Origin of the sequence: Chryseobacterium camelliae (assembly GCF_030818575.1) — a bacterium.
GTDB lineage: Bacteria > Bacteroidota > Bacteroidia > Flavobacteriales > Weeksellaceae > Chryseobacterium > Chryseobacterium camelliae_A.
In genome coordinates, this window is sequence record NZ_JAUTAL010000001.1 from 3,769,602 (window position 1) to 3,795,569 (window position 25,968).

Here is a 25,968-nt window from a genome sequence, read left to right on the forward strand (position 1 = left end):
TTGATTTTTTATGGGGCAAATTTACGAAAAAAATGGATTGAAAATTTTTCAGCCCCAAAAAATAAGGGGTATACTGATAATTTTATGAAATTTTAAGCTTTTATATTGGGGGTATTAATGGGGGGAGTTCGGATATCACATCTTTTCAGCTATATTATGATATAAAAAAGACTTAATATATATGATAAGCTGTAATATAATGATCTGGTAATATTACAGCTTATGTTTTACAAATGTGGTATCTGTTATATTACATTTTCGTAAATGAAATCTGTATTTAATGATTATGTTAAACAGCTTATTAAAAGATACTTAAAATAAGTTAGGCGGAGATTTTGTATATTTGCGTGAAATTTACAGTATGACAAATTCCAGAGCGAGAGAAACAACGGAAGCAATTGAACGTTTGTATATTTCTATGAGACACCTCTTTTATAGAGGTTTTTTTAAACCTGCCGGTGTGTCGGGGGAAACCATCAGAAATTTGTTGAAAATCATTAATCCGGAAATTTACGGAAGCATGAACATCGCCAGCAAGCTGGAGCTGAACGGATTGATGTATGTGCTGGACAGGCTTCCGGAAGGCATTGAGGAGTGCGCATTTATTCACCTTACTTCAGATGAAGGCTTTGACAAAGGGAGCTTTGAGCCTATTGTCCCTAAAAAAAGAAGGAGAAACTGCTACAGAATAGATGAGCATCAGATGAATATTGAAGTGCTGCTTGGACGCTCCGAAATCTATGATATCCTTACCCACCTTACCTTTTTATTTATAGAGGCTGATAAGATCAGGAATCTGGCATTCATCCAGGAAGAAAACTGGAAGCCGACCCGTGCTTTTAAAATTATTGAAGAGGTGGTAAAAGGCGAAAAGAAATTCAGCAGGAAGGAAAAAGAAGTCGCGTTGATCCATCTTTCCTCATTAATAGGAAGAACATTTGATGAAACCCTGAGAGCATACAATACATTCGGGGATGATGATAATCCGGACCGTTTATTCAAAATCATCTATAACCTTGGAAAAGTAAGCCTTGAGGATGCCAAGCAGACACGTGAGCGGGAAATCCATTTCAGTTCTATCCTGAGAGAAAGGGTGGGGCACCACTACTTCGGAGAGAAGTGGGCGAATAAGGTAAAGGAAATGCTGTTTGAAAATGATCTTCATATGCGCCCTCTTCATATAATTTCCGCTAATATGCATTCTGTGAAGAATGTGCTCTATGCCAACAATGCCCTGAAGAAAAAGCATCATGGTGATATAGACTATAAGCTATATGAAGATATATCCAATAAAAAGGAGCTTCGCGATAAAGTATCAAAGTATGCACTAGACGAAGGAATGATTTATATCGATGATAAAAGCGGAAGCAATATCGATGTACAGATCATAGACCTAAGCAAAACCGATTTGAAGAATACGCCGTTCAATAATAGTAAATTTGGCGGTGACGATGTAGTGCTGGTCTTTGATTATGCTTTCGGAGAGCAGGCTTTTGAAGTAATGGATGAATTGCTGAGACCGTTTGACCATAAAGGTGAAATCTATATGATGAAGGTGAAATCTGTCTCCATTATGGGAAAAGCAGGAATTCTTGCAGGCGGAAAAGGAGATATTATGATTCCTACTTCGCATATCTTTGAAGGAACGGCAGATAATTACCCTTTTGAAAATGCATTATCCCTTGATGATTTTGAGGATGACGAGCTGCAGGCTTTTGAGGGATCCATGATTACCGTTTTGGGAACGTCTTTACAGAACCGTGACATTCTTTCCTACTTTATGAATACCTCGTGGAAAGCCATCGGGCTGGAAATGGAGGGAGCGCACTACCAGAAGGCCATTCAGGTTGCGTCAAAAATCAGGCATCACATATCTCCGGATCTGTTTGTCTGCTATGCGTATTATGCTTCGGATAACCCGCTGGAAACCGGAAGTACACTATCTTCAGGCGGTTTAGGGCTTACCGGGGTGAAACCTACGTACCTGATTACCGTAAGGATCCTTGATAAGATCCTCAATGGAAACAGGAAAGCCATCAATAATGCTTAAGCGACAGCTTAAACTGATTATAACAGCCTCAAACGTTTTTATGTTTGAGGCTTTTTATTTGAACCATCAATGCCTGAAATACAATAAACAATATTGATTATATTTAAAGAAATTAAAAAGAATGGGTTCAGCTGTACAACTTGCTAAAAGATTCAGAGAAGTTCTGCTGGATGGTTTATGGATTGCCAATACGAATTTTAAGGATCAGCTTTCGGGTACGACCTGGAAGCAGGCTACGACAAAAGTAGGGCATCTAAATACCATAGCAATGCTTACCTTCCATATTGATTATTATATTGCAGGACTGGTTCATGTTTTTGAAGGCGGAAATCTGGAAATCAGGGATCAGTATAGTTTCGATCTTTCTCCGATAGAATCTCAGGATCAATGGGATAGTCTCTTAACCAAACTCTGGGAAGATGCTGAAAAATTCGCTGCTTTACTGGAGCAGATGCCCGATGCTAAGATGAATGAAGTCTTTGTGGATGAAAAATACGGTACTTATCTCAGGAATATCGACGGAATGATCGAACATTGCTACTATCATTTAGGGCAGATAACTCTGATTAGAAATTTATTACATAGTTCATGATACGCAGGTATAATGACAATTATTTAAAGTTCTATAAGGATTTCCTGTTTAAGGGTGTTATTTTAATTACTTATCTTTAGAAAAAATTAAAATTCTAAATGAAAAAGACGGTTGCAATCCTTTTTGCGTTTATTATTGCTCAGTTTCAGGCCCAGCAGGGACCTTATTATCAGCAGTCTGTCAAATATAAAATGGATATTGATGTGAATGCTGAAAAATTCACCTATCAGGGCAAACAGACCCTGGAATACACTAACAATTCTCCGGATGAACTTAATGTGGTCTATTTCCATCTGTACTGGAATGCATTTAAACCGAATTCCATGATGGACCAAAGGGTTGCCGGACAGGGCAAAAACGGAGATTCAAGATTGCAGAAAGACGGTATCTCAAGGCTGGCATCGATTCCGAAAGACCAGGAAGGAGCTCAGAATATCCACTGGATCAAACAGAATGGCAAGGACCTGAAGTTTGAAGTTCAGGAAACCATCATGAAAGTTTACCTTGCGGAGCCTATTAAGCCAAAATCATCTACCACATTCACCATGGACTGGGATGCTGTGATTCCACAGCAGATCCGAAGAAGCGGAAGAAATAACAGGGAAGGTGTTGATATGACCATGACGCAATGGTACCCGAAAATCGCGGAATACGATTATGATGGTTGGGCCACATTCGATTATATCGGAAGAGAATTTCATGCCCCGTTTTCGGATTTTGACGTCAACATTAAGATCAATAAAGATTATGTAATCGGAGCAGGGGGAACCCTTGAAAATCCTTCTGAAGTAAAAGGATATGATGCCGGTGCAAAAATCAAGGCTGAAAAGAATAAAGCGACATGGAAATGGACGGCTAAAAATATTCTGGACTTTGCCTGGGCGGCTGACCGGGATTATATCGTGAAAAGTTTTGATGTTCCACAAGGGCCGAAAGTCTTCCTGGTCTACCAGAATAATGAGAAAACAAAAGTATGGGAACAGGCGCAGCCTTATATTACAAAATATTATCAGCTGATGAATGCCCACTTCGGAAAATATATTTATCCTTCTTATGCATTTATCCAGGGAGGTGACGGCGGAATGGAATATGGTATGTGTACCATGATCCTTGGGGAGGCTAAGGATATTGAAGGCTTGATGGGACTGATGGCTCATGAAGGCTCACATTCCTGGTATCAGCAGATGCTTGCTACCAATGAGTCTGTGCGACCGTGGATGGATGAAGGCTTTACCAGTTATGCAGAAGACTATGTAATGAATCAGCTGTTTCCTCCTAAAGAGCCACTTCCGAACCCATTTGCCGAAAAAGTAAATGCCTACAGGAATTTTGTTAAAAAAGGCATTGAAGAGCCGGCATCATGGCTGGGAGATCACCACGATAACGGAACAGCATATACTTATGCCTCGTATATCAAAGGAGAATTATATCTGGTTGAGCTCGGATACATCATGGGAGAGCAGAATTTAGCGGAAACTTTAAAACAATATTATGATCAGTGGGCTATGAAACATCCTTCCGACCGGGATTTCCTACATATTGCCCAGAACGTTTCAGGAATGGACCTGAAATGGTTCCAGAACTACTGGATCAACACCACCAAGACAATTGATTACGGGATTAAGGATGTAAAGTATGATGCCAAATCGACAACCGTTACCCTGATCAATAACGGACAGGTTCCTATGCCGGTTGACTTCAGTATTATTACAAAGGACCGAAAGATGGTGAGCTACCAGATTCCGGTAAATCTTACTCACACCTGGAAAGAAAAAGATGTTTACGGAGACTTTAAAACAATGCCCTACTGGCCCTGGACACAGAAGGAGTACACCTTAACGATTCCTTACAGCAAAGATCAGCTTTCGGTATTGGGAATTGATTTCAGTCAGCGGCTTGCTGATGTGAATATGGAGAATAATTTTGTGGAAGTGCCTTAAAATACTTCTATAATGGTATATATTAAAATCCCTGAAGAATTTCTCCAGGGATTTTTTATTTAGTACTGCTTGGCATAGGTCTTCTTTTCTGACAGGTATTCGGATTTTGATCCGTCACCTGTTCTGAAAAGCGTTTTCAAAGTATTTTTCTGTTTCGGTTTTGAAGGGTCCGGGAGAAAGCAGACGAAGTGAAGGTGTGGGCCATTGGTCCAACCCGTGTTCCCGCTGAGTGCGATCAGATCCCCTTTTTTTACCGGATCTCCTGCTTTTACTTTAACACCATTTTGTTTCAGGTGATAGTATTGGGCAATAGTTCCGTCGGAATGCATGATGGAAACGTAATTGGCCTGATTGGCGCAGCTGATGTTCGGGCAGCCGGTATTATTGTTCTGTACGGCTTCAATCACAATACCTTCCCTGGCTGCGGTAATTTCCGTCCCTTCAGGCATCACAAAATCCAAGGAGTTTTCATTCTGATGGGAGAACGTTCCGTTATATCCCTGATAAATATTGAACGATTTTCCTTTCCGGAAAGGAAGGTCATATACATATTCGGCATCGTAGGTGTGTATGGTGGCATCTCCGGCCAGTGTAAAATAGTCCGGCATCTTTTTTAATTTCCAGCCTTTTTTTCTGTCATTGACTACAAAAGACGCCACTTTGTTTTTTACGGAATTCGGGTGCAGGACCTGAACGCTTTTGAAAGGATCAGCCATACGTAGGTTATCGAGTTCCGGCTGGCCGGTAAAGGCCACGGAAACCGGATAGGTCTCAATATTGTCTGCATAATAAAATACCGAGTCTTTCCGGACCTCAAAATACATTTTAGCGGGTTTCTGGGAGTAGGCAATAAAGAAAGGTCCAAACAGGAACATTAAAAAAAGCTTTTTCATCATAAACTCTAATCGTTTTTGCTAAACTAAATGATTTTTCCTTAAACTGCAATGGCATTTTCTGGAAATTAATTACTTTTACCGGCGCATAGTTTTTAACACGGTATTGACGTTTTCAACGGTATGCAAATACGGGAGTGTCAATAGAATATTGAAATAAAATCAATGAATTCAATTGTAATCAACATAGGCAACAGCAACATTCGTTTCGGGCTTTTTAACGGAGATAACTGTGATATTTCATGGGTGATCAACACCAAACCTTACCGGACGGCAGATGAACTGTACGTTCAGATGCTCATGTTGTACCAGACATACAAAGTGGATCCGAAGGAGGTCAGTAAAGTGATCATAGGCTCAGTGGTACCGCAGCTTACCAAAGTCATGAGCTCGGCGATCAGGAAGATCCATGGGATTGTACCTGTGATTGTGGACAGGAACACTCCTTCCGCTGTTCAGGCCAAATCCAAGCAGATGGGAACCGATATTTATGCTAATCTGGTGGCTGCACATCATTTGTATCCTGACCGCAAAAAGATCATCCTGGATTTCGGAACGGCCCTTACGGCAAGCTGTATCGCGGAAAACGGGGAAACTTTAGGCGTAATTATCGCTCCCGGGATTGTTACGGCATTGAATTCCCTGATCAGCCAAACCGCCCAGCTGCCGGAAATAGAATTGAAAAAACCTAAGTCTGTTCTGGGACTGGATACGGTAACCTGCATGCAAAGCGGAATGGTTTATGGCTTCCTGGGAATGGTAGAGGGTTTTATCGACCGTATTAATGATGAAGTCAATGACCATTGCTTTGTCGTGGCAACAGGAGGTGTATCCCATATATACAAGCCCCTTACAGATAAGATCCATGTCATGGACCGGCTGCATACCCTGAAAGGGTTGTACTTTTTAGGGAAAGATGTATAAAATCAGCCGAAGTTATGCATCAGGTTATTCATGAGCATTAAAAATAAACCCTATTTTACAAATCAAAAAAGATGCAGCATTTTCCCAGAATAGAAACAGATCGACTTACTTTATCTGAGGTACAGGAAGGTGATCTGCCATTGGTTGTTGAACATCTGCAGGATGAGGAATTCTCCAAATATACCTCTAACATCCCTTACCCATATAAGCGGGAACATGCTGAATTATGGCTGAAAATTACCAGAGAGGCATTTGAGCAGAAGAAAGGATTCACTTTTGCAATTCGGGATAAAAAAGGCATGTTCATCGGAGCAATAGGACTCCACGATGAAGGATCAGATAAAGCCGAGCTGGGATATTGGATGGCAAAAGCGTTCTGGAATAAAGGCTATATTACAGAAGCTGCAAAGGCTGTGGTTAAATTTGGGTTTGATGAGCTGGGATTTAATAAAATCTATGCTACTCATTTTCTTCATAATCCATCTTCAGGTAAAGTGATGCAGAAAATAGGGATGGAACTTGAAGCTGTATTAAAGCAGCATCTCAAGAAAGACGGTAAATATCATGATATCCCGATGTATTCTATTTTCAAGAATGAAGGATAATCAACGCTTCGATTTAAAAAATTCTTTTACAATTGAGGAACATTCGTGTTCCATGACTCCGGTAACGATTTCTGTCTTGGGATGAAGGGATAGGTGTTTGTTGATGAAGCCGCGTTGCTCATCCCTGGCCCCGATCACCACTTTGGAGATCTGCGCCCAGGAAAGCGCTCCCGAACACATTACACAGGGCTCCAGCGTAACATACATCGTGCAGTTTACCAGGTATTTTCCACCCAGGAAATTAGCAGCAGCCGTAATGGCCTGCATTTCAGCATGGGCAGTAACATCGTTCAGGGCTTCGGTCAAGTTATGGGATCTCGCAATCACACGATTATTGGAAACAATAATGCAGCCTATCGGTACCTCATCCTTTTCCCGTGCAGTTTCGGCTTCATGTAAAGCCATTTTCATATAATATTCGTCGGTGAACATTCAGTCTTCAATATTCATGGTTAAAGGCAGCTGAAACCGGAAGCGTACCGGATCGCCGTTAACGTGTCCGGGCATAAACTTTTCAGATAGCGAATACAGGGCAATCTCTGCCTGACGGTTAAATGTAAAATTATCCCCCTGCGCATGAACATTGCTGATCGTCCCGTCCCGTTCAACAATAAAGGCTACATTAGCTTTGACTGTTTTTATTTCAGAATATACTCCTCCTGTATAAAACAGATGGGCAACTTCCTGCCGTAATGCATTGATTCCTCCCGGATAATCCGCAGGCTGGTCTGCTGAAGAAGATGTTTTAAGGTGACTTTCGGGTTTGGGGATTTTATTCTGAATCCTGTCCAGATCCTCCAGGTTTTTTACTTTCAGCAAAGCACCAATCAGAGCAACGTTCTCTATACTGTCCATTTTTCTCATGAACAACTGATAATCACTTTTAATACTTATTTTATTGAGGGTACCGGTTTCTGCATCGAATTTTTTCCTGAATTCAGTATTCAGCATTACCCGGTGATGATTATAGAAATCTTTGACGCGCCTGAATTCTTCTTGCTGCTGAGAAAAACAACAGAAAGCTACACAACAAAACAAGACTATAAAAAGAGATTTCAAGCGGGATATTTTTGTAAAGTAAATATACTTAAAAAAATTCAAACCGGGATATCTTTTCAGCTTTCGGAATAGCCATTCAGCGATTCCAGGAGGTGGTTGCGGATGTCATCGACTAAACATTTCGGTTCAAGAACCGTAACTTCTTTACCATACGATAAAATTTCCTGCATGAAATCGTAGGTAGGATGAAGGAAAAACTGGAAAAACAGATATTCCGGGGTTTCTTTGGTTTCCTGTTGCGATTGATGGAGCGGGAAGCTCTTGATGTATTCGCCCTGATGCCTGCTGCACCGGATGAGGATCCTTTGCGGTTTCTGCTCGGTAAGGTTCATAACCCCGAAAGCATTTTTAAAATGTTCCCGGAAGTTATAATTGTATTTTTCCCGGAACTTATTTTTCAGTACATCGAGGTAATTAATCCGGTCCAAGCCGAAAGACTTCAGCATTTTATCCTTGGTATCAATAGCGATGAGATACCATCGGTCTTTAGATTCTTTTAAAGCTAACGGATGAACCTTGCGGGAAGTCATCAGTTTATTCTTATAGTTGTAATGTTCAAACGTTACTACTCTTTTGTTCCGGATCGCAAAGAACAGGTCATAGAAATGTTCTACACCGGTAGGTTTCCGGGTTTCAAAAAAGATAAAGTCAGAAAAATCCGGATGAAGGTTCAGGGCATTGCTCACCTGAAAGGATTCCAGCAGCTTCTGGTTGTACTCATCCACTTCCATAATGGGGCGACTCTCAATATAGTACCGGTTATCACCTTTCTTTTTATTGTGGATCGAAAGATTGAACAGGTCGGAAATCTCTCTGATGTCACGCTGTAGCGTACGGATAGAATAACTTTTTATGCCTGCATCCTGAAATTCAAAAGAATTCAGCAGGTAATCTTCCAGCTGCAGGTAAGTGGCTGGTGCATTCTCCAATCGCTTGATGATCAAAGCATATCGTGTCAAATAAAAGTCTTTTTTCATTCCGGTCTGTTTTTGATGCAGTGGTCCTGCTCCGTCTCTCAACAAAACAAGAATACTTCATGGGTTAATTTTATAAAACAAATATATATGCTTAATGCGACAAAACGTGTCGTGTTTTATTTTTGTGGATAAGTTTTGGTGATGGAGTTTTGTATGATTCTGAATGATTGTAAAAATAACTCACAAGTCCAGAGGTTTCTGAGTTATTTTTATATATTTATCAAATTGAGGAAGCTGAATTTAAAATTTTTTAATTGGATTATAGTAATACGAATATTTTTTTAAAGAATTTATTATTTTAACTTTTTTATTTCACTTTAGAAGACCTTTTATAGTAAACCAGTTTGTGGTTTTATTATGTTCTAATATTTATAATCTTAATCAAATATTTCAGAAGATTGTGGTCCCACTATTTCAACTAGTCGAAGATCGTCCTCAGCAAAACATGCAAAATATAATTTATCACCATCATAAGGCTGACTTGAAGTTGAAACCATGTAGGAAACTATATGAAAATTTTTTACTGTGCCATCTACAGATCCACGCTTTCTTAGACCTAAATACTCGATAGAATTATCATAATATTGTCTACCATTTTCTTTTAAAAATTGTTCTAATTTTTGTTTTACTTTTTTATCTACCATAATATTAAATTTTTGGGATTGGGATGTTTCTTTTTTCTAATTTCAAAATTATAAAATCTAAATATTGAAAAGCATGTCCAAAAGGTGGTGTTGAAACTTCTTGTTCATTCAATTTATGGATTTTTGCATTTTTCACTAATCTATCATATACATACTTCTCCCTCTTATAAATATGTTGCCAGTTTTTAATTATATAATCTGCCTCTTTCACTCCTGCTAGTGGAGCATCCTTTACATATTTATTAAAACCAATCTTATGCATTTCCTCAGCATGATAATGCTCATGAACCATAAAATATTCTGTTACGTCATCAGTATATTTTATGGTATTGGTATTAGGATCGAAAGATGCTAGTAATTCTGGATTATCAAATTTATCAACTTTAAGTAATTTGGTACCGTACTTTTTCATTACTAGTTTTGCCCAATCTTCTACTTCACTTTCTGAAAGGACTTTGCCTCCATACTGCCCAATTTTTTTAATATTACTTGCTTCAAAAACATCGTCAATTATTTTTTTGAAACTACCTTTCTCGCCTTTTAAGAATTTAATAAGTTCTTCAAACCCCTTTATCAAATCCTTTATAGACTTAACTACAAATTTGCTGAAAGTTCTGATTTTGCGGGCGGCACCTTTCACAAACCCCCATCCTAGGCGAAAGATACCAAAAATAGCTTCTTCAAGCTTTTGTATAATAATAGGGATGTCTACAACACCTCCGCTTATAAGTATCCCGACAATGATTTCAATGATCAGCGAAATGATAAATCCAAACGCGTATCCCGTAAAATAAGAACAGGCTATCGGATCAAATGTAAGATTTATTTCTTTTAATTTCTTATAAATGTATTTTGCTGTTTCACTAAAACTGATCTCCTTTATAGCCTGTACAGCTTCATCAAACTGTTCCAGGAGAATAGGTAGATATTGATCTATATTCTTGACAAAATCTTTGCCCATAGTTATTCCATCGTAAATCATCTTTATCATAGCAAATATCCCTGAAACTGCATCCACAAGCCCATTCCATACCCCACATAATAGTGCGTTGTAAGTTTGGATACTATATTTAATAATATCCAGGTTAGAGATATCTTCTAAGTTAGTTATGACATCATATATGGTATCATAAGCACTTAAATACAGATTATATAAAATCTCTGGAAAACCTTTCGGTTGAGTACTTTTTCTGAAATCTTTCTTGATGTTTAAAATCGACCTTACCAGATTATTCTGCTCTGTAAGTATTGTTTTTAAAAGCCCTATAATTTCTGTAAAATTTACAGTGCCATTACTATCTTTTCCGGAAGATATCAAAGGATCATAGGTATAGTTCTGGTCAGTTTCACCATTCTCAAGTTTTGGAGGTTTAGGCTGCCATCTGTTTTCATCAAACTTTGTTTTTTCAATTTGCAGAATTAGTTTCTCCAAGAGAATGCTGGTTGCTAACCTGAGAGCATCATTTGTGAGAATACCTAATCCTGGACTAATAAAGGAAACTCCACTGGAAAAAAATGAAGCAAGCTTAAAATACGTTTTGGCGATATCTATACGGATGTCTTCAATATAACCTTGCTGTAAAAGTGATTTTATTTGATTATCTTTTAATTCAGGGATGACTTTTTTGATCTCTTTGTAAATTTCATCATTATTGTACAGGTCATATTCAAGTCTTCCGCTTTTATTCAGAAAGGATAAAACATCATTTGAAATCTTTATGGCACCATAGATTCCGCTAATTTTATCTGTACTATTATCTTCTACAAACATTAGTATTTCCCTTCCCTTCGGCAGGGAAACTTCAAAGGATTCTTTGAGCTTTGTAGCATCCGTCGACGAAAATATAATCACCCTAAATGCAAAGTTATTAACGTCTTGTACGCCATAGTAGTAAAAATCTTTTACCGTAGTCTTAATAACAGATTCAAGGTTACTTCCGACATCAGATACATAAGTGAAGGTACCTTCAACAGGTGAACCTGCATCCGGATAATATTTGGTAAGCAGATCATCGGAAGACTGATTGAAAAACTTCACCGTTGCAAGCGGGCTTACATGGCTCATACCTCTGATATGCTCTCCAATGGTAAATGCATCTTTAAATGAAGGAAACTGTGTTGTAGAAAATGTATTGTCCATCGACAAAGCTTCTGCTCCAAAATCAAAAACGTCTTTGTATTCTCTGTCTTTCATTGTTATAATTTAAAGATTAATAAAAAAGGCAGAGTGATTCACCCTGCCTCATTAAGTATGATTAAACAGAATTACTGAAGCGCTTTTTTCAGTTCAGCAAGAGGGAGCTGAGCTACCACTTCCTTAGGGCTGTCGTCAGTAGTCAGCTGAAGGAAGCCTTCGTTCAGCTCGATGTTATCGACAAAACGGTCAGTTCCTGAATTCAGCTGGGACTGCACAATTGTAAATTCAGTTTCGGTGACTACATCTTCAGGTACCTCAAATTCTTCAGGGTTCTCCTTTGTAAATGGTAATGCTGATTCTGTGACCAGTCCTGCAGAATCCTTCTGTAAGATGTTAAGAGCGGTAGGTAAGGTGGTGATCCAAGCCTTGCCCTGTTTCAGTCCTAGAGGCTCACGCATTTCATCAACAATACTCATATACATCGGATCCCCGACAACCGGCACTTCGCCACCGTTCCAGATTCTACCGGTGGTCAGGAAGAACTGTACCGCATCTTCAAATCCAGGGTTGACTGTTACAATAACCCTTGCCATGCCGGCCTGAAGGAAGCTCCTGAATAGCGGGTCTGCACTGTTGGACAGATACATATTCTGCCATTCATTTCTGTTGGCCCAGTAATATGGATAGAAGGTGTACTGCATGATGGTCCACTCAAAGGCCTGCTCCATAAATTTGGCTAAAGCAGTATACTGATCCAGGTTCTCATCCAGGATGATACTGAAATCCTGCATAGCTTTTGCGTTATTGGTTAGGTTTTTCCCCAGAGCAGAGTAGTCCTGAAGTAAAAATGCGATACAATTGTGCTTAAGGATCACCCTTTCCATATCACGGTAGAAGGTGGACATTTTCTCCTGGTTTTCTTTTTCCTGTTCCTTGGCAGCCGCTTCAAGTTCCTTCTTCTTCTCCTGGAATGCGGCATCAGCTTCCTGGTACGCTTTAATGATTGCGTCAAAGTTTTCCTGCTTCCAGGCATTCATGTAAGCATCTGAAAGCTTGCAGGTAACTTCAAAATTGAAGTTGACAGAATCAATATTAATTCCCTGATATACAAAATTGTAGGTTCCGGTAACATTCTGAGGAGAAAAATAAGCAATGCTGTCAATTGAAGTCCCGCCATTGTTAAAAGATGAAGTTCCTCCGGCAAAATTGCTGGTATTCAATGTGCTTCCGCCTCTCCTGTTTCTTTCGAATCCGTACCACATTTTTACATGACTTGCCTGGTAATTGGCAGGGATATCAATGTTCAGATGCTTGTATCCGGTATCTCCATTGAGCTTGATCCACTGTAATCCTGTTGTAAACTTTTTGGTAGCTTCTATAAGTTCAGTAAGCTTAACGCCATAAATACTTGCCCAATGCTGTATCTGATCTAATGAAGCTGATTTTGGATCTGCCATGGTCCATGGCTCAGGTGCTGTCCGGGGGTCAACAGGAGCGGTCAGGGTTTCTGTAGCCGATGCTGCGGTGGCCAAACGGTGCAGTTTTGCCGGTTCAGGAATCATAAACTCAAACATGGTGCGTTTACCATAGTTGTAGATCTGGTTCTTCATTTTTTTATCGACCCATCTGTAGACACCGATAACATGTTTGTCTCCATTCCTGTTGTCAAAACCATGGGCATTGTTTTCCTCAAACTCTTCGATAATCTTCTCGATCCTTTCTTCAGCTACTTTGGTCAGGAGCCTTTCAGTTGCTTTCTCCGTGATTTCCTGGGATTTGGCAACGGCCTGCCTTGTGCTGTTTTCTTTGGCATTGTGAGAGGCAAAGCTGCCGCCGACCTGATATGATTTACCGGCTCCATACTGAAAGTGTGCCTCCGCATTGATATCCTGTTGGATGATATTGGCCACTTCAGACTGCATGTCATTTCGGGTAGTTGAAGTTGTGTCATTCAGATTTTCCCTTTCGGTAGATTTGGATGTGGTCGTCTGGATCTCACTTCTTCTCAGTTTGCGGGTGGATTTCTGCTTGAATTCCTTAGCCATTATATTTTCGATATGGGTAACTTCTCCTGGAACATAGGCGTGCATGGTTTGTACTACTTTAAGATAATCGGCAATACCCAGTCTTTTTACACCGAAATGTTTAGGAAAGAAAACGCCCGGCTGGGGAGTATCACTACCTTCAGAATCGTCTGTCTTGATTTCCTCTGTATATAAGATGCCGGTGTAAGGCTGATCAATCACTACCCCGGAATAGTCCAGTGTAGCCTGTTTCCCGTTATTAAAGAATATCTGGATCTTAAGTGATCTGATTGCTTTTCCAAACCGGTTCACCAGGATAGGAGGGAAGGTTACCTTATTATCAACAATACTGATGTTGGAATAGGTTTCTTCAAAAAGCCCCATATCTGTGCTGGCTGAAATTTTCGCCGAACCCAGTCCGTAAGAATTGCTTTCCGCCTGATAATAGAATGTAAGGGAGGCGGAGGTCTGCGCAATTCCTGAATTATAGCTTGCCTTTAAGTAATAAGTCCTTGATACGGCCTGCGAAAGATTGCTTTGGGAATTGCTTACAGGAACTAAGATATTTCCAAGATTAAGGTATTTCTGTTCCTGGAGGGGTGACTTCTGAAGTAATGATTGTACAACCGTCGATAATTGCTCATCAAGCTTTTCAAAAACCTCTGCATAGGTATCATAAAAATCAGTGATTTCAACAATGAAATTTCCAATCTGTAACTGTCGTTCGGAGATTACAGCGGTATAATTATCATCATAACTGCCGGCAGAGGCGTTTCCTGCTCTTTTTGTAAAAAGATTAACGAATAACTTCAGGGAATCTAAAGAAAGCCCGTTTTTAAAGTCCTCAAAATTGAGTTCATTTTTGTACGTAAATTGGAATAAAGGAATATTCAGGGGTTCAAGGCCTTCATAAAGCTTATCGATTTCTGCCTGGGTCATCCCTTCCGTAATCTGGGATTTTATTCTTTCAAGCTGTTCATTGTAGGCATCAATCTCTTTTCTATATTGTTCCTTATATTTAGCATTGGCATCATCATACGCCTTATTCCTGAGTTTTACGTAAACTTGCTGGGTGTCTTGCAATTCCGCTTTTAGCTTTTCAAGACTTTGTTTCTCAAAATTTAGTTTAGACAGGTCTGAGATTTTATCTCCCTCTGCTGCCAGCTGGTTGTGGATAGATAACGGAAGTTCAGTGCCGTTGATCGCTGCTTCTCCAATTGCAGAGGAATCTACCTTAAAAGCATTGTTACGGCTGGCCGATCCCGAGCCGGAAGAGTTCTCCCCCTCATATCCGTCCCCGAAAAATTTCATCGGCAGTACGACACGCGCATCCAACGCTTTCGCTTTCAGATCTTCACCATTTATTTTGGTTAGTTCCGGCGTTACGGATAATGTACAAACATATCCGAAATGCAACGCCTTTAAAATTTGAACCAATGCTTCTTTTACGTAAAAGTTTTTTTCTGTAACCGTCTGATAGATCAGGTTATCCCATAATTGCGACATTTTATCCTGAATACTGCTGTCGCTGTAAAGGTTTTTTGCTGTAGATTCATCAGCCGCAGAAAGTGTTTCTCTTTTTGAAATTTTCCGGCCGATCTTTAGCGCTTCAGCGAATATGCTTTGCTCGATGATCAGTTCAGATTCATAGCCTGTAGGAGAAAAGGTTTTTGCAGCCCTCTCCAATGCCTGGAATTTTGCCAGGGCAGAATCTCCCGGATTTACTGCGCTTTCAAAAGCACTTGATAGAGTAGATGGTCTGAGAATGAACCCTAAATTCTGCTTTTTAGTTTCTGTCAGCTGCGGATTTCTTAAGCTCACAAATCTGAAAAGTGTTTGTGAAATGTTGTTTTTGTTGTTATCTGTTGCCATTTCTTTTTATTGTTTTTAAGTTTTTTATTTCATTATCGGTCATAGTTCTGGCTGTCCAGCATTTTTTGAATGTTGAATTCAATTGATTTAGAATGTATGTTGGATTATGTTTTCTTGTTTTCCAAAAGTAATGTCGGACAGCGACAGAACTTGACGCAATAAAAATTATTTAAGCATTAGCCCAGTTTTTTAAAGTTACTCTCATTATACATCAGAACTTCGCCTTCATCATCGATGTATAAGGTAACTTGGGTTGCCGGAGCCAATTGATAAGGTTTCAATCCTTCGATATTGATATTGATGGAAGATTTTTCGAAATTAAAAATGACAAAAGTCTGTCTTCTCATTATTTTTCCGATGTTGAGATCGGTTCCTTCCCTGAATAAAACATGGACCAGTTTTCTTCTGCTGGCAATATCGTAGGAGCTGCTGCCTTTCAGTGAAAATTCATCGGGCTGAACGGTGAGCTGACCATCTTCAAGGATGATTTCTTCCGATGTGGATGATTGACTGATAGCGTTGTTCCAGTTTGCGATATCACCAGCAGTGAAGTCATTGGAACCCCAGTGTCTTACCCAATTGCTCCATCCTCCGTCAGTTTTAGTCCTGCTGACCATATTCCCCGTGTATCGTTCGGTTTGGATCTGTGAAGCGGAATATACATCCTCAGTTTCAAAATGAATCAATGCTCTTGCTCCATCTTGTGACCCTGAATAATTTCCGGTCTCCTTCATTCCATGACCAATAGAATAGAACCCGGAGCGGTGGATATCATTGGCATTATAAGATGACCCGTGATAAGTAACAGGTTGAGTGCTGAAAAGATATGAAGTGCCTGAATTATGCTTAATATATGGCATTTCAATTTTTCCATTATCAAATCCTATAGCTACAGCATTATTTTCAGCGTTAGCTTTGGTTTCCGGGTTGAAGTTATGATCTGTCCAAACCGTTCTCCAATCTGACCATCCCTGATTACCGTCACCATAATTTGACCCTCTGAATTTCATTCCATCGCCATTTCTGGCTATCGTCAATTGCTGTCTGCCATCAGCAGAGTTTAAATTTAGTGTAGTCGTATAGTCAAACCCAGAAGAAGGTCCTTCTTCTCGGTAAATACCAGACTCTGATAGTAGGTTTAAATCTGATACTCTCTGTAATGTTTTAAATGGTGTCAAGTTACCTTTGTCCCATACGCGGTTTCCATTCACATAAGTCCCGGAATTATTAACTAGCAATAAGTTTTTTGAAGAATCATTATATGGCTTAACGGCAAAACCTGTTGAGACAGCAAAACCATCTGTGTCATCCGAAAAATGTTTTACGGAGTGTGCGATATCATCCGGCCCTTTTAATCTGATTTCTTTATTCTCATCAATAGATATGTTTGTTGAGTATTTTGCAATTTCCTTATGGAAATTAACAACATTGAAAGGGTTATCATTATCATTTCCTGCCCATAATCTTATTGCTGTACCGGCTTGGTTAGCCATTATATCAAGACCTCCTACCTGATTTGTTGAAATACCATATCCGTAATCTGCACCTAAGTTAAAAAAAGCAGATTCTTTGGTCACTTTTCCTGCAGGAGTCCCTGTTGATCCAAACCATTCATATCGGGTACTATTAACTCCCGCTTTGAATGTTTTAGGTGCTGTAAGAGTCTGATCAGTGTTTAATGTAACAGGACTTAAATTTTCTGTGTTCCAATAATCAACATAGGATTTATAAGCATCTGAACTTTGGAAACCCCCTTGGTATTGCCTTAATCCAAATCCGTTTTTCTTGAACATAAGTAGATTTTGATTCCCGCCTGATGCATCACCATATCCTCCAAAATGTAGATAATCAGCCCAGGGATAATTGTTATCGTTGCCCCATGATGCAAATCCAAATTCTAATTTTTCTGGAGATAGTTCATTAGGAGAGATAATCCTGTTATCCGAATATCCTTTATAACTAGACAAATCTCTTATCATTGTTGAAGTAATATCATAGATAGGGTGAGAGGTAAGAATATAATCATTTGGATTAAAATTAGCCGAATTCCATACCTGCACCCATGGAGTATAATTACCACCTACTTTTCCGCGGAACCACATCTTAGCGCCCCAAACTTCTGTTGCAATTTCTGTAGACTCATCTGCACTCCTGGGCATTTTAAGAATAGTACCATAGGCAAAAGGAGCATTGGGAGCATTATTAACCCTGTATATCCCTGCAGGTAAATTATCGTTGGCATTGCTTAATTCAGGTGTTGTTAATGTACCTAGACCATAATTTTTGTAATCAGGTAGGTTAGCTGCATGCCATACATTATTTCCTTTATACTGAAATATATCAGGGCCAACGGCTAGACTTGTAGAAACTGTCCAGGGATCATTTCCCCAGCCCATATATAGACGGGTTAAATTTCCATCATTAGTCAATGCTCCTATAGAAGCCATCTTCTGTGAACTATCAGAGGGGTTCTTCCAGAAAATACCCGTGTCTGACCCTCCATTTTGCACAGGCCTTGGAAATAGATTACCATAAGTGTCCACAGCACCACCATTAGCCATTTCTATACTACCCGATTTAGCATCAATTTGAACCAGTGTATTATAATTTGTACCGTTATCCTTTGAAAAATTAAAGGCATATTTAACACCTTCATCATCTGCTGAACCCCCTCTTTTTAAGCCAGTTCTCCAGATATTATTATAAAATGTATGCTCAAATCCTGATACAATGACACCGGGTGATCCACTTGTATTATAGGTTCTGGTATGATTCTGTTCTGCTCCAAGCATGGTAACTGGAGCTGTCTGAGCATAAATTTTAGGCGATGTTATTGTCTGTGGAGTATCCAGTGTCACATAATCCTTTAAAGTGCTTCCCAGATCATTTACGGCATTGCGAATATCATTGGTGTTGGCATTCATTAGGATTCCACCGCTCCAGATTCTGGTTTCTGTAGGTTCCACAGTCTGACCATACACAGTATATAATGAGGTATGAAGAGTTGGAACCGATGTACTGTTAACATCAAACCAATATTTAGAGCCTCCTTTAACATAAATTACCACATTTGAAGAATATATCATTTGATCATACCCGATTACTTTAGTATCGTTTTTCACCCATGATTCATCCTGGTAATTGCAAATTGCTTTGAAACTTGTAGTGCCCCAGCCATTACCATAGACTTCGAATTCGTAATAACACCAGAATCCGCCACCGTGATTTGAATAAGACGGGACTCCCATTGAATTGTCCAAAGTTCTGTACACTTTGATGGTAGAAGGATAACTGCTGTTACATTGTATCGTAACCGGATAATATTTGGATTCATCCAAACCTAAGGTGTCAATTACAGTCCTTTTGCCAAATATTCTTCCTCCGATCTCAGAATCATTGCCTGCATTGACTGCATTTTTTGCCTTTATATTTCCATTGGAATCTATCGTAAAGCCTACAATCCCCTTGCTGGTAAAAATATGATTGTTTCCCGATTCATGATAGACTGTATCGACTACAGGATTTCCAATATAAAGCTGATCCGCACTGCCTGCATTAATAATTTGGCTGCCATTTAGTTTTGAAGAAGAAAACTTATCACTGATTACTTGTCCGGGCGTGTAAATATCCCCTTTTGAGTATATTCCAAGATGGGGAATTAAGGATTCGTCAACATATGCATCAGAAAGCAATAGTCCTCCTGCAAGTAATTTTTGAGTCTGACTGTTATCATCCAAGACACCAAAAGGTTTATTGGTCGTTACTGCTCTGTAAAGGCCCATATCTTTTTTTACCCAGTAATCATCCGGATTAAAATTGTTACTTGTCCACAGCTTATACCATTCCGTATGGGTCTTTTGGCCATATCCGGTACTCCTGTATTTTCGGAAATACATATTCTCTCCAAATAGCGGAGAGGCCAGTTGAAAACCATAATTATCATGCTCAGCCCATGAGTTGACGTTAATCCATGCCGTATAATAGTTTTCTGGTAAATTGCCATTAGGATCTGCTCCAAAAAAGCCTGATTTATGGGTAACATTAGGATCTGTAATAGTATTGAAATTACCGCCCCAGCCATTATTACCGGAAACAATATTCTGCAGGTTGCCTTCATGGATGATCTCCCAACTCTTTGTTCCATCATTATTTTCCACTCTTGGATTCTGATCGCTGCTTCCTTTTTTAAAGGTTAGTCCTGAACCGGCTTTCTTATAAATCTTGTTTCCTGCTTCGAAATTGATCCCCAAACCATCATCTGTAATGTTCAGGTCTCTCTTGAATGTTTTGCTTCCTGAAATGGTCTGATCAGTGTGGGTGCTTACAGCCCTTGAATCTTTTTTGAAATGTTCACTAAGAGTTGCTGAATGTAATATGAGGCTTGAAGCGTCCGCATCCCATTCCAATTTCCAATGATCCTTATTGAAAGTCTGGTCTCCTAAATAAGCCTGAAGATCTGTAATGGCAACCCTCGGATAAGCAAATATACCCAGCTGGGAGCCTAAGATCAGTACGTAAAAGTCTCCGGAAGCAGGATCTTTATAAAATTCAATTTTCCCGATATGGGTGGATTCTCCGGATTTCCAGTTTACAGTAGGTTCATGATGATTTTCCTGATACCTGTACAGATTGATCTGGAATTCATAAAATTCATAAGGATAGCTGTATAGCTTAACAGTAAAGGTCAGCATATTGCCTGCTAAAGCGGAAACTTTGATCAGTAAATTGCTTTTGAATCCTCCGGCAGCATCATTAATAACAGAAAGTCCCATTGTGCCATCCTGAATTCCGGAATGAGAATAAAAGTGTTTAACATTTTGCAGGTTTTGGCTGTTGAGGTTTACGGTACGGTCAGCACCTTCATAAGGAATGTAATCGCCTAGCTGGGTATTATCAATCTCTACATAGGTACTTCCGCTCCATCTGTACTGTTTGTTGTCTCCCGTGGTGATATAAATTTTCCCTTTCTCACCCGTCTGCGGCAGTTCTGCATAAGAGCCAAACTCCAGTACATCATCCACATAGCTCGGGAGTTGTGATGCCGGGACTTTACCATCCACAAGATCTGCCTTTTTGGTAAAATCGTAGGCAATGTGCTCAATAGGAATACTGTCATCCTTATGGAAGTATGATTCCTGCCACTGCCAGAAGTCTTCTTGTCTTGGAATGTCTCCGTTCTCAAATAATTTTTTTAGTTCTTCTTTGTTTAACATTTTTCTTTTTTTTAATTAATGTATGGGATGTTGAACCGATCCACTGTTTGCTTTCTGTTCATGGTTTCTAGAGTTGAATGAACCTGATACATTTCATTTTAGGATATTTTTTTTTAAGCTGTTTGAGATTGATCATAGCCATAGTTGTGGCTGTCCATCATTTCATAAATGTGAATTCAAAGAAGCTGAAAAGGTTGTTTGATGATCAGGAGTCAGGTAAAATCAAAGCAAATTAGAAGAGCAACAGAATCAGATCGGTCTGTAGTAAATATTAGAATTCTTCTTCAGGAATATCGGTTTCAGAGTCTTCCCGGAAAAAATTTTCAATGTCGTTGAGATAGTTCTCATAATCTATTTCCGTGTTTTCGATATCGCTCCAGTCTATGGTGTAGAGATCTTCATCAAAAGCAGGATCTGAATGTTTGTATTGTGTTTCCATATGATAATATTGTTAGATTGGGTATAAATTATTAAGGTTCGTCAATATGTTCTTGAGTTTAAAAGCGTTGGTATGGATATGGGCAGATCAAAAGGGTTTTCTTGTCTTTGTTCTGATTCAAAGGTATAGGCGTGGTGCGACAAAACTTGACGCAATAAAAAAAATAACTCAATGATGAGTTATTTTTTTAAGCGAAGTCACTGAGTTCTATTTCGTCTCCCATAAGCATGAGAATATCTATTTCGGAGAGCATGGATTTCAGCCGTATGGCTCCTACTTTTAGTTCATTATGTGACAGAAGGTACAGCCAGATATTCCGTATAAAATCATCAAAGTTCATGTCAGTACTGTATTTTGGAGTAAATGTTGGTGCCGCCAGTGCTAAAAGCTGTTTGACAATTTCCCGGCAGTCGTTCATCTTTCTTTCATAAGGCAGCAGAACGTTTAATACTGTATCCTGGATATCATATAGGATTCCCGCAGCTGCTTTGGTCTGGTTTTTCCTGATGTTGATCCCTCTGCCATCGGTAAGCCTGGCTGAAATAATCCTGCTCCGGAAACCTGCAATTTCCGATACTTCGCTAATATTGTAGGTAGAAAGAATGTTTTCAGAGGACTTCAGCCAATTCATGATCTTATCAATGAAATAAGGATCTTTTTTATCAAGGGAAGTTACGATATGCGGAAATTCCTGAAGCTTTTCTTTCAGCTGTGTCATTAAGATAAATTGTGATCTTTTCATTATTCGGGGATTAAGGTTTCAACAATATTTCCGTCAATGTCTTCATAACGCGACCATTCCATTCCCGATTCACTGATGCTCATTTTTGCGTAAATCAAACATTTCGCATCAAGTTCCATCAGCTTGGAGGCTTCTACGATAACATCATTGTCGGGTGTTTTTTCAATGATTTTTTTAGCTTCGTAGATTGTGCGATTGAGCATGCTCTCACGTAAAGTTTCAATATTCGTTTCCTTCCAATAAATGTTGGGAAGAGATTCACATATTTCAACAATACGGTTGGCAATATTTCCAAAATATTTTGCGTATCTGGGATTTACAGTTTTTATTTCCTGTGATAATGTATCAATTATTTCATCATATTCAGATTCCAGGTCAATCAGCGATTTTTTCAGCTGGAGATCTGCTTCTCTGTCGCTCGGATCATAATTTGTTTTAAATACTTTGGTGATCTCATCATAGGCAAAATCCCTTAATTGGAGAATAGGCAGGCTTCCTGCCCGGGCAAAAGGAATGGTGAGGTCTACGGTTCCTATTTTCATTCTTGGAACAGAAAAATTTTTAAGCAGCTCATCCTTTGCGTATTCTCTGGCTATCTGGATCGTCTGCAGATCGGCCATTTTGCGGGCAGAAGCAATTTCGGAAACAATTCCGCCCAGGTATTCGTTTAATGTCGGCATGATAAAGTTTTTAAGATTAAATATGAATGGTATAAAAGGATGGCTGTCGTAACAGCCATCCAAAAAAATTAAACGGCAGCGATGCTGTCTTCCAGCATGTCCAGAATCCTGGAAAGCCCGGCTGGTAGTTCATCATTTACCGCTTTTACGTGTACTCCCAGAGTATACGTTCTTTCGGTAGTTGAAGTACTGGACGAAGTCTTTTTATACGATGCGGAAGCATTGAATTTTACTTTCCAGAATTTTGCGCTTAAACTGGCGTTGCCACTGAACTCACTGGAAACATTCTGGGTCTCCACCGAATTTAATTTGGCGTTGAAATCGATGGTCATCTCATCAATTCTCAAGGCCGGAATAGTCAGCATTGTCAGGAAAGGAACTTTCAGGTTTACACTTGATTCATTGAAAGGTTTTGAGCCTGATACTGTTGGATCATAGGAAGGGTTGGGAACAGATTTCTGATAATTAAAATCTACGTACCTCAGTTGAGCCGGCGTAGCAGGGACTGCTGTAGAGCCTGATCCTGATGCCGGTACTGCTGGTGTGAAGCCCACTTCCTTGATGAAGTTGACCTGTGAAATAGAGGCATCGTGCTGTGCTTTTACTGCAGCCTGTAGAGGCCCGCCAATATAAACACTGAAATCTAAACTGTTTAATTCTTGTACTAAATTTGCCATGATAATGGTTTTTAAGGTTAATAATTGTGGTTAAATATAGTTGTGCTAGCTACTATTAGGGATAGAGAGTACATGTCCAGTCTGTTTGCTGACTGAAGTTTGTTGAAATAATAAGGATCTGATGAACCGGAATTCCGGTTATTGGGTTTCAGAACGACGGGGTGTCGGGATAGAATATTTTCATGATGATTAGTTTTTAAGGATATTGTTTTTATCTGATTCAAATATATTCAGGCGCAGCGACAAAACTTGACGTGTTATAAAAAATTTTAATGTAATAGTCAGTTTATTATTTGAAGGCAATGATGCTCTTATCGTCATTCTTGTCAAGCGCCTGAATAATTGCATATTCTATGAATATTGTTTGAACAGTTCAAATATATTCTGTGAAAGCGACAAAACCTGTCGTAACATAATTTATGATGGAATATAAGTGAATTAAGTTATTTTAAACAGGTATAAGCATATTGGCTTATATAATGTGTCGCCTCTTTATTCATAGTATGATAACAATTATAATTGAATTAGCTTATTATGTCTATTTATAAGCAAAAAAGATTATATTTTGTTGCGAATTAATTTTTGTACGATCTGATTAAGCGTTTCCCGGTGATCATCAATATATGCTAATCCTGCCTGAATGAGGTTTTCAATATTGCTTCTCCTCACATCATCCATAGCAGGTGAAGCATTTTTCAGTGATGGGTTCAGGCGGTAATAGTTCTTCTGGTTTCTTTGTCCCAGTGTCTGAAACATTTGGCACAGTTGATAATCTACCGTTTCAGCATTGGCAGACATTAAAATATCAATAATGGGATTAACCCAGCTGATCTTACCTGCTTTTTCCAGTTTCCTGAAAGAATAAGGCCGTGCCTCAATCCCTGTCCCGATAGAAATGATAAGCATATCATTCACACTTGGATTATTAGCCTTCTGATGATTTTTAAGAACTTCTGCAAAAGGTGTCTTTCTGGCTTCCGCATAGGCACACAGCGCAGGATTATTGGCAAACATGCCTCCGTCAATCAGACTGAAAATCTGTCCGTACATAGATTTGATCTGAACCGGGCTAAAATATGTAGGAGCCGCCGAAGTCGCCCGGCATACATCTTTAACATAAAAATTATCTGTACTCAGATTCGCCTTGAATGAGTTGAAAAGTTTTGCCCTCCTGTTTTCTATATCATAGCTTGTAATCAGGCAGGGTTTGATCAGCTCCTTAAGTTCCAGATTCCCGAAAAAATCATTCAGGTTTTTTTCAAGTGCTTCCTGGGATATTTTTTCATTGAGGAGCCCGAATGGATTGAGCAGCCTTTCCCAAAAAGAAACCTGAAATATGTCGCCACCTTTTTCAGCATACAGTTCCAGCCCTTTTCGGATGGAATATTTAGCTTTACGGTGTTCATCAGGGCATAGAATAATAGAAGCAATCAGTCCCCCCGTGCTGCTTCCCGCAACCATATCAAAATAATCTCCGAGCTTTGCACCCGGGTTATCGTAATACTGGAGCTGTTCTTCTATGTAACGCAGAATAATACAGGTGATAATGCCTCTTATCCCGCCTCCGTCCAAAGAAAGAATGGTTGTCTTTTTCATGTGATTGTAATACTTTTTAGAAGAAACATAGCATGGCTTTAGACAACCCAACCAACAGATATCGGCTATCTATTGGTCGGGAGTATTGCTTTGTATGTTTCTCGTAAAACAAAAATATGAAGGGGAAGCGACAGAAGTTGACGTGTTTAAAATAAATTCTCTGTAACGAGATTTTATTTTAAATGCTTTCTTATAAAAATTATCAGGCGATAATAAATTATATAATCTGATCAAAAAATTAGAAAATCATTTTTTAATAGTTTGGGCGATAGGGGATTGTAATGATGATTTTTTATATTTATATCAATTCCAGTAAAGAAAAAACTGATGTAAATTAATCACATGCGATAGCCAACATCAGCTCAGTATCACATAACCCTTTTTATCTCTGGGCATTTTAGCCAGTGTTCTCCAGTTCGTCTTTATAACTCCTTTTGTGGTTAAGAGTTCTTTCTTTTCAAAATGGGGAAGATCTTTAAAGGTTTTCCAGTTTCCGCCCCAATCCCAGCCGTGTTTTGCAAAAATTTTCACACACTCATACCAATCGGCTACCTGATCATTATCCCAATCTCTGGCAGTATCCCAGCTTGCTGTTTTGCCATCAATCATCAGGCAGATATCAACTGCGAGCCCATAATTATGGATGCTTTGCCCTGCTTTGGCATTGGTCACTTTTTTGCCTTTCGTAATTCTTCCGATAGCATACAGCTTTTCCTGTTCCTCAAATGACCTGAGTCCCTGGGTAATTCTTATTTTAGCTCTTCCAGTAAGAGCTTCGTCGCATTCTTTGATGATCTGTTTTACTTCTTCCCTTACTACAGGGTGCAGCTGATCTATTCGCTGTAAAGTTATTTTGTCCATAATGATATACATTGTTTGATAACAAAAATAAATGACCGGAACG

At 39.3% G+C, this 25,968-nt stretch carries 19 protein-coding genes; 5 read left to right on the plus strand and 14 right to left on the minus strand.

What is annotated here, in order from left to right; genetic code table 11:
- Nucleotides 1-361 precede the first annotated feature (361 nt).
- From QE404_RS17360 to QE404_RS17370, 3 genes are all read left to right on the plus strand, one after another.
- Nucleotides 362-2,050, plus strand: a complete 1,689-nt coding sequence (locus tag QE404_RS17360) for a DUF6909 family protein (RefSeq protein ID WP_307452623.1) — start codon at nucleotides 362-364, stop codon at nucleotides 2,048-2,050.
- A 121-nt stretch (nucleotides 2,051-2,171) separates the two neighbouring features.
- Complete coding sequence (locus QE404_RS17365) at nucleotides 2,172-2,642, plus strand: DUF1572 domain-containing protein (RefSeq protein WP_307452625.1); 471 nt, start codon at nucleotides 2,172-2,174, stop codon at nucleotides 2,640-2,642.
- A gap of 98 nt (nucleotides 2,643-2,740) precedes the next feature.
- Entirely contained in the window at nucleotides 2,741-4,582 is a 1,842-nt protein-coding gene (locus QE404_RS17370; RefSeq protein WP_307452627.1) for a M1 family metallopeptidase, read from the plus strand.
- 59 nt (nucleotides 4,583-4,641) lie between these two features.
- Here the strand turns inward: QE404_RS17370 and QE404_RS17375 are convergent, their stop codons facing one another.
- A complete protein-coding gene (locus QE404_RS17375; protein ID WP_307452629.1) occupies nucleotides 4,642-5,478 on the minus strand; it encodes a M23 family metallopeptidase in 837 nt (278 codons plus the stop codon).
- A gap of 162 nt (nucleotides 5,479-5,640) precedes the next feature.
- Here QE404_RS17375 and QE404_RS17380 point away from each other — a divergent pair, with 162 nt between their 5' ends.
- Together QE404_RS17380 and QE404_RS17385 are read left to right on the plus strand one after the other, a co-directional pair.
- Nucleotides 5,641-6,399 carry a type III pantothenate kinase gene (locus QE404_RS17380; RefSeq protein WP_307452631.1) on the plus strand — a complete coding sequence of 253 codons (759 nt, stop codon included), beginning with the start codon at nucleotides 5,641-5,643 and terminating at the stop codon, nucleotides 6,397-6,399.
- Between the two features lie 71 nt (nucleotides 6,400-6,470).
- Entirely contained in the window at nucleotides 6,471-7,004 is a 534-nt protein-coding gene (locus tag QE404_RS17385) for a GNAT family N-acetyltransferase (RefSeq protein WP_307452632.1), read from the plus strand.
- Here QE404_RS17385 and QE404_RS17390 read toward each other — a convergent pair whose 3' ends face one another.
- The 13 genes from QE404_RS17390 to QE404_RS17450 form a co-directional block, all read right to left on the minus strand.
- A complete protein-coding gene (locus QE404_RS17390) occupies nucleotides 7,005-7,436 on the minus strand; it encodes a nucleoside deaminase (RefSeq protein WP_307452634.1) in 432 nt (143 codons plus the stop codon). It abuts the gene before it with no gap.
- Nucleotides 7,437-7,955: an energy transducer TonB gene (locus QE404_RS17395; RefSeq protein ID WP_307452636.1), complete on the minus strand. Its 519-nt coding sequence runs from the start codon at nucleotides 7,953-7,955 to the stop codon at nucleotides 7,437-7,439.
- Between the two features lie 164 nt (nucleotides 7,956-8,119).
- Entirely contained in the window at nucleotides 8,120-9,040 is a 921-nt protein-coding gene (locus QE404_RS17400) for a helix-turn-helix transcriptional regulator (protein WP_307452639.1), read from the minus strand.
- Nucleotides 9,041-9,417: 377 nt separating this feature from the next.
- A complete protein-coding gene (locus tag QE404_RS17405) occupies nucleotides 9,418-9,684 on the minus strand; it encodes a hypothetical protein (protein WP_307452641.1) in 267 nt (88 codons plus the stop codon).
- A gap of 4 nt (nucleotides 9,685-9,688) precedes the next feature.
- Nucleotides 9,689-11,878, minus strand: coding sequence for a zincin-like metallopeptidase toxin domain-containing protein (locus QE404_RS17410; protein ID WP_307452643.1), 2,190 nt, complete (start codon nucleotides 11,876-11,878; stop codon nucleotides 9,689-9,691).
- 71 nt (nucleotides 11,879-11,949) lie between these two features.
- On the minus strand, nucleotides 11,950-15,717 hold the full coding sequence (locus QE404_RS17415; RefSeq protein ID WP_307452645.1) for a hypothetical protein: 3,768 nt from the start codon (nucleotides 15,715-15,717) through the stop codon (nucleotides 11,950-11,952).
- A gap of 176 nt (nucleotides 15,718-15,893) precedes the next feature.
- Nucleotides 15,894-20,930: a pyocin knob domain-containing protein gene (locus tag QE404_RS17420; RefSeq protein WP_307454032.1), complete on the minus strand. Its 5,037-nt coding sequence runs from the start codon at nucleotides 20,928-20,930 to the stop codon at nucleotides 15,894-15,896.
- Between the two features lie 271 nt (nucleotides 20,931-21,201).
- Nucleotides 21,202-21,369: a hypothetical protein gene (locus QE404_RS17425; protein ID WP_307452652.1), complete on the minus strand. Its 168-nt coding sequence runs from the start codon at nucleotides 21,367-21,369 to the stop codon at nucleotides 21,202-21,204.
- 187 nt (nucleotides 21,370-21,556) lie between these two features.
- Nucleotides 21,557-22,111, minus strand: coding sequence for a hypothetical protein (locus tag QE404_RS17430; RefSeq protein ID WP_307452655.1), 555 nt, complete (start codon nucleotides 22,109-22,111; stop codon nucleotides 21,557-21,559).
- A complete protein-coding gene (locus QE404_RS17435) occupies nucleotides 22,111-22,791 on the minus strand; it encodes a hypothetical protein (protein ID WP_307452657.1) in 681 nt (226 codons plus the stop codon). The genes QE404_RS17430 and QE404_RS17435 overlap by 1 nt, the downstream gene beginning before the upstream one ends.
- A gap of 68 nt (nucleotides 22,792-22,859) precedes the next feature.
- A complete protein-coding gene (locus tag QE404_RS17440) occupies nucleotides 22,860-23,468 on the minus strand; it encodes a DUF2589 domain-containing protein (RefSeq protein ID WP_307452659.1) in 609 nt (202 codons plus the stop codon).
- 558 nt (nucleotides 23,469-24,026) lie between these two features.
- Entirely contained in the window at nucleotides 24,027-25,064 is a 1,038-nt protein-coding gene (locus QE404_RS17445) for a patatin-like phospholipase family protein (protein ID WP_307452661.1), read from the minus strand.
- A gap of 357 nt (nucleotides 25,065-25,421) precedes the next feature.
- On the minus strand, nucleotides 25,422-25,925 hold the full coding sequence (locus QE404_RS17450) for a M15 family metallopeptidase (RefSeq protein WP_307452662.1): 504 nt from the start codon (nucleotides 25,923-25,925) through the stop codon (nucleotides 25,422-25,424).
- Nucleotides 25,926-25,968 lie beyond the last annotated feature (43 nt).